Origin of the sequence: Dokdonia sp. LLG6352-1 (assembly GCF_045055815.1) — a bacterium.
Lineage (GTDB): Bacteria > Bacteroidota > Bacteroidia > Flavobacteriales > Flavobacteriaceae > Dokdonia > Dokdonia donghaensis.
This window is the reverse complement of record NZ_CP159329.1, coordinates 461563-473624: the sequence shown is the minus strand read 5'-3', so window position 1 is coordinate 473624 and position 12062 is coordinate 461563. Positions and strand designations below refer to the sequence as shown.

At 40.7% G+C, this 12062-nt stretch carries 13 protein-coding genes; 8 read left to right on the top strand and 5 right to left on the bottom strand.

All coding sequences use genetic code 11. The features are described from left to right. Positions 1 to 22: 22 nt before the first annotated feature. The gene (locus ABVM49_RS02190; RefSeq protein ID WP_405202832.1) at positions 23 to 775 is read left to right on the top strand and encodes an enoyl-CoA hydratase/isomerase family protein; all 753 of its coding nucleotides are present in this window, start codon (positions 23 to 25) and stop codon (positions 773 to 775) included. 18 nt (positions 776 to 793) lie between these two features. Here ABVM49_RS02190 and ABVM49_RS02185 read toward each other — a convergent pair whose 3' ends face one another. Further along, complete coding sequence (locus tag ABVM49_RS02185; protein ID WP_038599261.1) at positions 794 to 1084, bottom strand: hypothetical protein; 291 nt, start codon at positions 1082 to 1084, stop codon at positions 794 to 796. Positions 1085 to 1175: 91 nt separating this feature from the next. Between ABVM49_RS02185 and ABVM49_RS02180 the strand changes: the two genes are divergently transcribed. After that, positions 1176 to 1775, top strand: a complete 600-nt coding sequence (locus ABVM49_RS02180) for a transferase hexapeptide repeat family protein (protein ID WP_375252245.1) — start codon at positions 1176 to 1178, stop codon at positions 1773 to 1775. Here the strand turns inward: ABVM49_RS02180 and ABVM49_RS02175 are convergent. Beyond that, on the bottom strand, positions 1772 to 2242 hold the full coding sequence (locus ABVM49_RS02175) for an Lrp/AsnC family transcriptional regulator (protein WP_038599266.1): 471 nt from the start codon (positions 2240 to 2242) through the stop codon (positions 1772 to 1774). The genes ABVM49_RS02180 and ABVM49_RS02175 overlap by 4 nt on opposite strands. 165 nt (positions 2243 to 2407) lie before the next feature. Here ABVM49_RS02175 and ABVM49_RS02170 point away from each other — a divergent pair, with 165 nt between their 5' ends. From ABVM49_RS02170 to ABVM49_RS02160, 3 genes are read left to right on the top strand one after another with little or no spacing between them, the layout of a single operon-like run. After that, positions 2408 to 3703, top strand: coding sequence for a dihydrolipoamide acetyltransferase family protein (locus ABVM49_RS02170; RefSeq protein WP_405202831.1), 1296 nt, complete (start codon positions 2408 to 2410; stop codon positions 3701 to 3703). A 49-nt stretch (positions 3704 to 3752) separates the two neighbouring features. Then, the gene (locus ABVM49_RS02165; protein ID WP_405202830.1) at positions 3753 to 4799 is read left to right on the top strand and encodes a branched-chain amino acid aminotransferase; all 1047 of its coding nucleotides are present in this window, start codon (positions 3753 to 3755) and stop codon (positions 4797 to 4799) included. Positions 4800 to 4834: 35 nt separating this feature from the next. Beyond that, the gene (locus tag ABVM49_RS02160) at positions 4835 to 6916 is read left to right on the top strand and encodes a thiamine pyrophosphate-dependent enzyme (RefSeq protein WP_405202829.1); all 2082 of its coding nucleotides are present in this window, start codon (positions 4835 to 4837) and stop codon (positions 6914 to 6916) included. A 71-nt stretch (positions 6917 to 6987) separates the two neighbouring features. Here the strand turns inward: ABVM49_RS02160 and ABVM49_RS02155 are convergent, their stop codons facing one another. The 3 genes from ABVM49_RS02155 to ABVM49_RS02145 form a co-directional block, all read right to left on the bottom strand. Continuing rightward, the gene (locus tag ABVM49_RS02155; RefSeq protein ID WP_405202828.1) at positions 6988 to 7554 is read right to left on the bottom strand and encodes a DUF4136 domain-containing protein; all 567 of its coding nucleotides are present in this window, start codon (positions 7552 to 7554) and stop codon (positions 6988 to 6990) included. Between the two features lie 11 nt (positions 7555 to 7565). Next, on the bottom strand, positions 7566 to 9551 hold the full coding sequence (locus ABVM49_RS02150) for a urocanate hydratase (protein WP_405202827.1): 1986 nt from the start codon (positions 9549 to 9551) through the stop codon (positions 7566 to 7568). Positions 9552 to 9666: 115 nt separating this feature from the next. After that, positions 9667 to 9840 (bottom strand): DUF5522 domain-containing protein, encoded by a 174-nt coding sequence (locus ABVM49_RS02145; protein WP_298353301.1) that lies wholly within the window; start codon positions 9838 to 9840, stop codon positions 9667 to 9669. 117 nt (positions 9841 to 9957) lie between these two features. Here ABVM49_RS02145 and ABVM49_RS02140 point away from each other — a divergent pair, with 117 nt between their 5' ends. The 3 genes from ABVM49_RS02140 to ABVM49_RS02130 are packed head-to-tail and all read left to right on the top strand — an operon-like array spanning position 9958 to position 12035. Then, the gene (locus tag ABVM49_RS02140; protein ID WP_405202826.1) at positions 9958 to 10284 is read left to right on the top strand and encodes a hypothetical protein; all 327 of its coding nucleotides are present in this window, start codon (positions 9958 to 9960) and stop codon (positions 10282 to 10284) included. 4 nt (positions 10285 to 10288) lie between these two features. Next, the gene (locus ABVM49_RS02135) at positions 10289 to 11197 is read left to right on the top strand and encodes a 1-aminocyclopropane-1-carboxylate deaminase/D-cysteine desulfhydrase (protein WP_405202825.1); all 909 of its coding nucleotides are present in this window, start codon (positions 10289 to 10291) and stop codon (positions 11195 to 11197) included. Positions 11198 to 11201: 4 nt separating this feature from the next. Continuing rightward, on the top strand, positions 11202 to 12035 hold the full coding sequence (locus ABVM49_RS02130) for a glucosaminidase domain-containing protein (RefSeq protein WP_035327328.1): 834 nt from the start codon (positions 11202 to 11204) through the stop codon (positions 12033 to 12035). Positions 12036 to 12062: the final 27 nt, after the last annotated feature.

Here is a 12062-nt window from a genome sequence, read left to right as displayed (position 1 = left end):
TCGATAATAGTAATTTTACAATATGAGTGATCCACACGTAAAAGAACATATAGAAAACGGAATTTCAACCATTGAGTTTTTTCACCCAGCGCATAATAGTTTGCCAGGTGATATACTTGCAAAACTAGCCTTGACTATAAAAGAAGCTGGTGAGAATGATGCCGTAAAAGTAATTGTACTTAAATCTGGAGGTGACCGTACTTTTTGTGCAGGAGCAAGTTTTAAGGAGCTTATAAGTATTAATGATAAAGAGACGGGACGTGTGTTTTTCTCGGGCTTTGCAAATGTGATTAATGCAATGCGTAAGTGTCCTAAGTTTATTATAGGGCGCGTGCAAGGTAAAACTGTAGGTGGCGGCGTAGGTGTTGCCAGTGCTACAGACTACTGTATGGCTAGCAAATTTGCCAGTATAAAACTGAGCGAACTAAACATAGGGATAGGCCCTTTTGTGGTAGGTCCAGCTGTAGAGCGTAAATTAGGGCTTACAGGGATGTCTCAAATCGCTATCGATGCAAATACATTTTACGATGCAGAGTGGGCAAGGCAAAAAGGGTTATATGCACACGTTTATGATAGTACAGAAGAGCTAGATGCTGCCGTACAAGCCACTGCCGAAAATCTTTGCAAGTATAATCCAGAGGCAATGCGTGAGATGAAAAAGATGATGTGGGCTGGTACTGAGCACTGGGATGAGCTACTTGCAGAGCGTGCAGCTATATCCGGAAAGCTTGTGTTATCAGATTTTACAAAAGAGACCCTCAAGCGCTTTAAATAAGTGCTCGAGAGCTTTTTTTTAATCTATGCGCTCTATACTGTGTATAGGGATCAATGTACCTTTTTTAAGTATAACATCCCTCTGAGTAACACCCCAAATTGTGGTGTGTACTCTTATAAGACGGTTTAAAGAATCTCTAAAATAAATTGAGACTTTATTTTTAAAGAGGTTTCCCAGTCGCATTGCTCGTATGAGCGCAAGTGACCTCCTACGTTTATCAGTTTCGTTGTTGATTACCTCGTCTTCTGCAAATTGGTGTAAATGTAGTCGCTCTTTTGTAGTGTGGTATATTTCTGTATCTCCTTTCATAATCCTTCTCTTTTTATATACGTCGTATATTTATAATAAAACTAATAAGTCCTAGTGAGTGCCATTCACACTTTAAAACAACTTTAGCATAATGATATATTCTTTTAACAGACATATACCGATAGTTCACGAGAGTAGTTTTGTACATCCGCTGGCGGCGGTTACTGGTAATGTCATTATTGGTAAAAATTGCTACATAGGCCCAGGTGCCGCAATACGTGGTGATTGGGGTGAGATCATTCTTGAAGATGGTGTAAACGTACAAGAAAACTGTACCGTACATATGTTTCCAGGTAAAAGTATACGCTTTCGCGAAAGCGCACATATAGGTCACGGAGCCGTCATACACGGGGCAAACTTAGGGCGTAACTGCTTGATAGGGATGAATAGCGTGATTATGGATGATGCTGTTATAGGTGATGAATGTATAGTAGGTGCAATGGCATTTGTAAAAGCCGAAAGTGTTTTTGAACCTCGCCAGCTCATCGTAGGAAATCCTGCAAAGGTTATTAAGGAGGTTACAGATCAAATGATAGCTTGGAAAACTGCAGGAACAAGGTTATACCAGCAGTTACCAGCAGATTGTCACGAGAGTTTAAGAGAGGTTGAGCCACTACGAGAGATACCTCTAGACAGACCAGAGCAAGAAGATTTTTATAAAACGCTGCAAGATTTTAGAAAAGAAAACTAAAACAAGGAGCTCAAGTCTAGTCTATTAGTTTCCTTACTACTTGATAGTACAATGTGACTTTGTAAATTACCTATGTATGGGAGCAGGGTAAGCTTTGTGATGATAAAGCGCTCATAGGCTTCTATATCTTCAACCACAAGTTTAAGTAGGTAGTCAAAACCTCCACTCACACGGTGACACTCTATTACTTCTGGAAAGCTGTTTATCTCATTTACAAACTTCTCTAGGTAGCTACGGGTGTGTCCTTGCAGCGATATAGCGATAAAGACGGTTTGTTTAAGCCCAACTTTTTTTGCATTTATACGAGCAGAGTAGCCATCTATTAATCCTTCTTTTTCTAACTTTTTAATACGTTCAAAAATGGGCGTTGTAGACTTACCTAGCTTTTCTGCCAAGGCTTTTACCGTTTGGTTAGAATCCTCTTGTAGTAATATGAGTAATTGCTGGTCTGTAGCATCTAGTCGCATAATAAATCACTTTATTTAGACTGTAAAGATGAGCTATTTAGAATAAAAAAACAATAAATAAGATAAGATAGTGGTTTATTCTATTATGAAAGTATAAAGTAGATTTTATAAATAAAATTAGCTTATTCTGTAGTAATTTGTATGGATATAGAAATACCTATACTTATGAGCACAACATCTTTATTAATGCCCAAAATGGGAGAGTCTATCACTGAGGGAACCATCATAAACTGGCTTGTTGCCGAGGGTGAATCTTTTGAAGAAGGTGATATCCTTGTAGAGATTGCTACAGATAAAGTAGATAACGAGGTACCTGCTACCAGCGCAGGAGTGATGCAAAAGCACCTTTATGATGCAAATGCCGTTGTTGCCGTAGGCGAGCCTATCGCAACCTACCTAGCACAAGGAGGAGATGCAGAAAAAGCAATCAACCCTTCAGAAAAGAAAGAATCCCAGCCTACTAAAGCGCAAACACCAAAAAAACAACCTAAACAAAAAGTAGCACCAGCTACAAGAGCAATTGTCTCAAACGAGAATGTTTTTGTGAGTCCGCTTATTGATAGTATTGCGCGCAAGCATCATATATCTTATGAAGAAATCGCTAGAATACCCGGTACGGGTACTAAGGGCAGATTAAGAAAGAAAGATATAATGCAATATATAGATGATGGTAGACCATTTCAATTTGCACAGCCAGTAGCTCAACCAGATCCAGATGCTTATAAAATACCAAATCTTAAACTCGATAAGGGTAAAGGTAAAATAGTAGAGATGGACCGTATGCGCCAGATGATTGCAGATCATATGGTCTACAGTAAGCATACCAGCCCGCACGTGACCGCATATGTAGAGGCAGACTTAACAGAGATAGTACAATGGCGTAATGATAATAAGGTTGCCTTTCAAGAAAAACACGGTGAGCGTCTTACGTTTACACCTCTTTTTGTGGAAGCCGTTGCAAAAGCCGTCGAAGAGTTCCCAATGATCAATGTTTCTGTAGATGGTAAAAATATCATTGTCAAAGAAGATATAAATATTGGGATGGCGACTGCATTACCCTCTGGAAACTTAATTGTACCAGTAGTAAAAAATGCAAATCAAAAAAACCTTGTAGAAATTGCAGGAGAGGTAAACAGACTTGCGTCACTAGCTAGAGAAAATAAACTAGGAGGTGATGATGTAAAAGGGAGCACCTTTACCATAAGTAACGTAGGGACCTTTGGGAGTGTGATGGGAACACCTATTATAAACCAACCAGAGGCGGCGATTCTTGCCACAGGGATTATTAAGAAAAGAGCCGAGGTAATGGAACGCCCAGAAGGCGACACCATAGAGATACGCCAGATGATGTATCTGTCTCTAAGTTTTGACCACCGCATAGTAGATGGTTATCTGGGCGGGAGCTTCTTGCGTAAAATAGCAGACCATCTCGAGCAGTTTGATACCACTAGAGCATTATAAAAACCAACCACCACGCCACTGCATAACGCGGTGGTAAACACCTATTGCTATGAAAATAGAAGTCACAAAAACAACACATTCTAAACTAGCGAGTATAGATTTTGATAACATCCCACTAGGAAGAACCTTTACAGATCATATGTTTATCTGTGATTATGAAGATGGTATGTGGCAAAACCCCCGCGTAGAGCCTTTAGCAATGATACCTACACACCCAGCGGCAATGGCGCTTCACTATGGTCAAGCAATTTTTGAAGGGATGAAGAGTACGCTTTCGCGAAAGCGAGAACCCCTACTTTTTAGACCATATGAAAATGCTGCCCGTCTTAACGCGAGTGCAGAGCGTATGGGAATGCCGGCATTTCCAGAAGATCTTTTTGTAGACGGTTTAAAAGCGCTAGTTAGTATGGAGCAAGACTGGATTCCGCCGGTAGATGGTAGTGCATTATACTTAAGGCCATTTATGTATGCAGACGAGCCTTTTATAGGGATGCGTGCAGCTACCAGTTATAAGTTTATCATCATAGGCTCACCAGCCGGACCATTTTTTACAAAGCCTGTGAAGCTTTGGGCAGAAAAGCATTATATACGTGCTGCCAGTGGAGGAACTGGAGAGGCAAAAGCTGCAGGAAATTATGCTGCCGCCATACGCCCTACAGAGATTGCAAAGTCTAAAGGATATGATCAAGTGCTATGGCTAGATGCACAAGAGCACGCCTATATACAAGAGGTAGGTACAATGAACATTTTCTTTAAAGTAGATGGCAACTTTATAACGCCTACGCTAGACGGGTCTGTGCTGCACGGTATCACTCGTAAAAGTGTGATAGATGTTTTAAAGCACAAAGGCTATACAGTTACAGAGCGTAAAATATCTATACAAGAAATAAAAGAAGCTGCAGCACAAGGAACGCTTGAAGAAGCTTTTGGTACAGGTACTGCAGTAGGTATTGCTCATATACAAGAAATAGGATGGGGTGATGATGTAATACCTGTTTCTACAGAGTTCCCTGTAGGTAAGGCGGTAAATGATATGCTTAACGATATCAAAACAGGGGGCGAAGACCCATTTAACTGGATGACACCGGTACTTTAATAATAGTTTACTACAGCACATTAATACATTGTAAGATGAATAAAGAGGTATTAAAAAAAGCATTTCATAACGTAAGTACAGCAAAAGCACTCACAGAGTTATATGAAGAAAATTTTAAGGTGGTATCAAAGTATGTACACGCTACAAGCCGTGGTCACGAGGTGATACAAACCGCTATAGGGATGCAGTTGCAACCACAAGATTATGCTTTTCCTTACTACAGAGATGATAGTATGCTTCTTGCCATAGGGATGAAGCCTTATGAGTTAATGCTGCAAGTGCTAGCAAAAAAGGATGATCCATTTTCGGCGGGGCGTACGTATTACTCTCACCCAAGTTTACGAGATGATGATAAGCCTAAAATACCACACCAGAGTAGTGCTACAGGTATGCAAGCCATACCTGCAACGGGTGTTGCAATGGGTTTTTATTATAAAGAAGGACTTTCTGAAAAGCTGTCGACTAGGCTGAATGAGGCTGAAAATGTAAGTTCCAGCACAGAGGCACCTTTTGTAGTTTGCTCACTAGGAGATGCATCTGTGACTGAGGGTGAAATCGCCGAAGCCTTCCAGATGGCAGCGCTCAAGCAGTTGCCTATCTTATATTTAGTACAAGATAACGGCTGGGATATCTCTGCAAATGCTGCCGAGACCCGTGCTCAAAATGCATTTGAGTACGCACAAGGTTTTCACGGTCTTGAAGCAGTAACTATAGACGGGACAGATTTTGAAGAGAGTTACACAACCCTCGAGAATGTCATTAAGACCATCAGGACAGAGCGCAGACCATTTTTAGTACACGCAAAAGTTCCCCTGCTTAATCACCATACTTCTGGTGTGCGTATGGAGTGGTACAGAGATGATTTAGAAGAGGCACAAAGCCGCGACCCGTATCCAAAAATGATTGAGCTACTACTCAATAATGGATTTGATAAAAAAGAGATTGAGGATATGACCGCTTTCGCGAAAGCGGAAGTCCAAAAAGATTTTGACAAAGCACAACAAGCCGAAGACCCAGTTCCAGCAGATTTATTTACACACGACTTTGCTCCCACACCAATCACCGAAGAGCGTGGCGAGCGCTCTCCAAAGGATGGGGAAAAGGTAGTGATGGTAGACTGTGCATTGTTTGCCGTAGAGGAGCTTATGCGTAAACATCCAGAATGCTTGATGTATGGTCAAGATGTAGGAGGTAGACTGGGAGGCGTTTTTAGAGAAGCGGCGACACTTGCTCAAAAATTTGGTGATAACCGTGTTTTTAATACACCTATACAAGAAGCTTTTATCGTAGGGTCTACAGTAGGAATGAGCGCCGTAGGGCTCAAGCCTATTGTAGAAGTTCAATTTGCAGATTATATATGGCCAGGCCTCAATCAACTATTTACAGAGGTATCTCGATCGTGTTACTTGAGTAATGGTAAATGGCCAGTCTCAATGATTTTGAGAGTACCTATAGGAGCTTATGGTTCTGGAGGGCCGTATCACTCATCTTCTGTTGAGAGTGTGGTGACTAACATACGCGGTCTTAAAATTGCATATCCTTCTAATGGAGCAGACCTTAAGGGACTTCTTAAGGCGGCTTATTATGATCCTAACCCAGTTGTGATTTTTGAGCACAAGGGGCTATACTGGTCTAAGGTAAAAGGAACACAAGGCGCTACATCTGTAATGCCAGATGAAGATTATGTACTTCCTTTTGGGAAAGCAAATGTGCTACAAGAAATCTGGAAGCAAGAAGATGAAGAAACAATTTCTATCATCACTTACGGTATGGGTGTGCACTGGGCTATGAATGCTAGTGCAGAGCTAGGGCTGCAAGATAGCGTTGAGGTGGTAGATTTAAGAACATTACATCCACTAGATTATGAGACGGTATTTAAGTCTGTAAAGAAATGTGGTAAATGTCTTGTTATAACAGAAGAGCCTTCTAATAATGGCTTTAGTAGAGGACTGCAAGGAAGTATACAAGAAGAATGTTTTCAACATCTAGATGCGCCAGTAATGCTCATAGGATCTGAAAATATGCCAGCAATACCGCTCAATAATGTGTTAGAACAAACGATGATACCTAGTACTGAGAAGGTAAAGAAAAAGATAGAAGAGTTAATTGCTTACTAGTATGGCTAGCTTAAGTAATAAAAAAAGCACCCAGATGGGTGCTTTTTTTATTGTTACTATTAAAGTATGGATTAGTTACCTGCAACTTGTGGTGGGTATACTTCCATAATTTCTTGTACGATAAGGTTAATGCGCTCCTCACGTTTGTTTACATCTCCAGATACGAGTGGTGCTGTACCTTGCCCTTGCCATATAAGTTGTTTCTTATTTGCATCTATAAGGTCTATGTACAATGTTCCTTGTGTAGTTCTTGAGACGGTATTGTTGTAAAAGCCATTATTCCATCCCCAAGGGCCGCCCCAGAAGCCGCCTCCCCAGCCCCAACCACCGTTGAAGCCAAAGTTGTTTTGATATACATCCACACGCTCTTTTGCTTTTGTAAAGATGCTTACAAGCACAGCTGGGTTGCTAGATTTTGTAAAACCTTTTGCGAGCATTTGCGCCTCAACGGCGCGTAGGACACGTTTTTTATCAAGGTCAGATATCTCTGCTTTATCTATACCTGGCTTGTAGAAGGCAAATGTTTTGTAATCACTAAAGTTTGTGTCTTTGTCGTAGTCTGATGCTACGCGCACAGTGCTACAAGAAGCGAGTAATAATACGGCTCCTAGTAAGGGTAAAAGTCTTAATGCTTTCATAGTAGTTTTTTTTAAATGTTATTAAATAAATCTTCTTCTACAATATTTGGTACGGTGACCTTAAGATTTGGTTCGATTTCCATTGCTCTTTTTATGGCAAAAACAGCACCTTCATTACGAGCCCAACTTCTTCTTGCAATTCCGTTGTTTACATCCCAGAAAAGCATTGATTGTAAGCGTCTTTCGGCTTCCTTACTACCATCAATTACCATACCAAAACCACCATTTACAACTTCGCCCCAGCCTACACCACCACCATTGTGAATACTCACCCAGGTAGCTCCTCTAAAGCTATCACCTATTACATTGTGAATTGCCATATCTGCCGTAAAGCGACTGCCGTCATAAATATTACTCGTCTCGCGGTAAGGAGAGTCTGTACCAGATACATCGTGATGATCACGACCTAATATAACTAATCCTATCTCGTTGCGAGCAATAGCATCGTTAAAGGCTTGTGCGATTTTTGCACGTCCCTCTGCATCTGCATAGAGTATACGTGCTTGTGAGCCTACTACGAGCTTGTTTTGTTGCGCACCTTGTATCCAGGTGATGTTATCTTGTAATTGCTGTTGTATTTCTGCTGGAGCATTTACTGCTAGTTCTTCCAGTACAGTGCAGGCTATCGCATCAGTTTTTGCAAGGTCTTCTTCCTTTCCTGAAGCGCAAACCCACCTAAAGGGTCCAAAACCGTAATCAAAACACATAGGTCCCATTATGTCTTGTACATAGCTGGGGTATTTAAAGTCAATGCCATTTTCGGCGAGTACATCTGCTCCTGCACGGCTTGATTCTAGTAGAAAAGCATTTCCGTAATCAAAAAAGTAGGTGCCCTTTTCGGTGTGTGCATTTACTGCTGCGGCGTGACGACAAAGGGTGGTTTTTACGCTTTCGCGAAAGTGCTCTACATCATTTGCCATCATATCATTTGCCTCCTCAACAGTGTATCCCATAGGGTAGTAACCACCAGCCCAAGGATTATGTAAAGAGGTCTGATCGCTACCTATATCAATTTTTATATTGTGCTCATTAAAGGCCTCCCATACTTCTACCACATTACCGTGATATGCGATGGAGACCGTCTCCTTATCAAGTTGTGCCTGCTGTACACGGGTAACGAGAGCTGTTGTGTTATCAATTATTTCATCTACCCATCCTTGTGAGTGCCTTGTGTGTACCGCTTTTTTATTTACTTCTGCACATATGGTGATACAGCCTGCAATATTACCAGCCTTAGGTTGTGCCCCAGACATACCGCCTAGTCCAGAAGTGACAAAAATCCCTCCCTTGGGTGATTTGCCTATTTTTCTAAAAGCGTTAAGAACGGTAATTGTGGTGCCGTGTACAATGCCTTGAGGACCTATGTACATATAACTGCCAGCCGTCATCTGCCCGTACTGGGTGACGCCTAGGGCGTTGTATTTTTCCCAGTCGTCAGGCTTACTATAGTTAGGAATCATCATTCCGTTTGTGACAACTACTCTAGGTGCTTCTTTGTGAGATGGGAACAAGCCCATAGGATGACCAGAGTACATAACTAGCGTTTGCTCATCTGTCATCTGAGCGAGATATTGCATTGTGAGGCGATACTGAGCCCAGTTTGAAAAAACTGCTCCATTACCACCATAAGTGATAAGCTCTAGCGGGTGCTGTGCGACAGCGTGATCTAGATTGTTCTGAATCATAAGCATAATAGCTGCTGCTTGCTTAGATTGAGCCGGATATTCTTCTATAGGTCTCGCATATATCTTATATTCTGGCGCAAAGCGATACATATAAATGCGGCCATAGGTATCTAGTTCATTTTTGAATTCAGGTAATAGTGTTGCGTGATGCTGGGGTTCAAAATAGCGCAGGGCGTTTTGAAGTGCTAGTTTCTCTTCACTAGGAGAGAGTATCTTTTTTCTTTTTGGGGCGTGGTTTATAGCTGGATCATATTCCTTTTGTGCAGGAAGTACTGCAGGAATCCCTTCAAGTAGTTGTTGTTGAAATGTCATAAGTAGTGATATTAAGTAAGTACTAGTTTAAAAACTCTTACTCACACACTATGGATAACGTATATCTACTCTATGGTAGCTTCTATAGACACACTTACGATATAAGAGTAGCAGTCTATCCATTTTGAGTATTTGTCTTTTTACTATAGCCATAAGGGCAATGACGGCAGCCACTCTCACAACAGTATCCTCTTTTGAGATGATACTGTTCTGTAAAACATCTATAGCCTTCTGGCGTTAAGTAATAGTCGCCGTCTTCTATAGGGATATGTTTTTTTAAGTAAGACATATACAAAGATAAGGATACGGCACAAACTTTGAATACTACTTAACCTGTTAACAATGCGGTAGATAAATATATGGCTAGCGTTGTTTTTTAAAAAAGATATTAAAGTACTTTTGACCTATGTTTTTTGTTGTAAATAAATACTTGTTGCGCAGGCGTTTTGTGGGAGTTACACTCTGGCCATTTATTGTGATGCGCACACCAGATCTCAAAAAGGATGAGGTATTTATTAATCACGAAAAAATACACATAAGACAACAAGCCGAGATGCTGGTAATTCCTTTCTTTATATGGTACGCAATAGAGTACCTATATAGGCTTATACAGTATAGAGATAATTATGTGGCATATCTCAATATAAGTTTTGAGCGAGAGGCTTATGCTCGTGAGTGTGAAATTAATTATCTTCAAGAACGTCCCTTCTGGAGCTTTATAGCCTATTTATAAACTTGTGAGTTTTACTTCAAAAAATCAATTTGTCTTTGAGCAAAATGGCTGTACACTTTACATAAAGCGTGAGGACGAGTTACACCCCACCGTTTCTGGTAATAAGTTTAGAAAACTTAAGTATAACCTACTTCAAGCCAGAGCACTTGGTCACGATACATTACTCACCTTTGGTGGTGCATATTCAAATCATATTGCTGCTACTGCGGCGGCGGGTAAACTAGAAGGTTTTAAAACCGTAGGGGTTATAAGAGGCGAGGAGTTGGGCCGTGATCTTAAAAAAACACTAGCTCAAAATCCTACGCTAGCATTTGCTCACTCTTGTGGGATGGAATTTCATTTTGTTACTAGGACTGACTATAAGGAGAAGGATGAATTACGCTTTCGCGAAAGCGTAAAAAAAACCTTTAATAACCCATTTATTATACCCGAAGGAGGTACAAATGCGCTTGCAATAAAAGGATGTGAAGAGATTCTAACTATAGAGGATAGTCAGTTTGATTATATAAGTTGCCCTATAGGAACGGCGGGTACGATATCCGGTATCATAAATAGTGCTGGTAAACATCAAAAGGTGCTGGGCTTTCCCGCCCTAAAAGGAGATTGGGTACGTGATGAGGTAGCACAATATGTGGATAGTGAGCAATGGGAAATCATAGCCGACTATCATTGTGGAGGATATGCAAAAGTAAATAGAGAATTAATCACTTTTATAAATGACTTTAAGGATGCATACGGCATTCCGCTTGATCCGGTGTATACGGGTAAGATGCTTTTTGGGCTTTCAGACTTGATGAATCGTGGGTATTTCCCAGAGAATTCTCGTATTTTAGCCATTCATACGGGAGGTTTACAAGGCATCTCGGGTATGAATACTCGACTTGCAAAAAAGGGACTCCCACTCATACAATAGATTTATGTTAAAAAGATTAACTGTACTTCTGGTAATAGCAATAATTACAGTGGGTTGCGGTGGTTCAAAAAAGGCGACACGCAGCACAAAACGCACAAAAAAAATTCGCACGGTTGAGAGGACTAACTCAGAGCTAGATGTAGAAGAAGCTGCCACACCAGATGATAATCTTGATAATGGTGTAAATCCTGTTCCAAAGGGTGGTGTAGACGGTTATATAGAACAATATGCTGCCATTGCAAAAGAAGAGATGGAGCTTTACGGCATCCCGGCATCTATTACGCTAGCACAAGGAATTCTAGAATCTGGTGCTGGAAAAGGGGAGCTTGTAAAAAAGGCAAATAACCACTTTGGGATTAAATGTCACGACTGGAAAGGTCAAAAAGTATATCACGATGATGATACGCAAGGCGAGTGTTTTAGAAAATATAGCTTACCAAAATTCTCATATAGAGATCATTCTTTATTCTTAACTGGGCGTAAGCGATATACCGACCTCTTTAAACTCCCAAAAGACGATTATAAAGGCTGGGCAAAAGGACTACGTAGAGCAGGGTATGCAACAGATAAAAAATATCCTCAAAAGTTAATAAGTCTTATAGAGCGTTATAAGTTATATACGTACGACGGCGAGGTGCTAGGTAAGCCTGTAGAAGATTATAAGAAAGTGACAGATAATAATAACCAGCACACTGTAAGGAAGGGTGAAACGCTGTATCGTCTAGCAAAAAAGTATGACGTAACTGTAGACCAACTTAAAGAATGGAATGGTATCGATGGCGATAATATCTTTGAAGGGCAGGTGTTATACATCAAGCCGTTTGATAGAGGGTATTAAATTTGTAGTAAGGCATAAAGGAAAAAA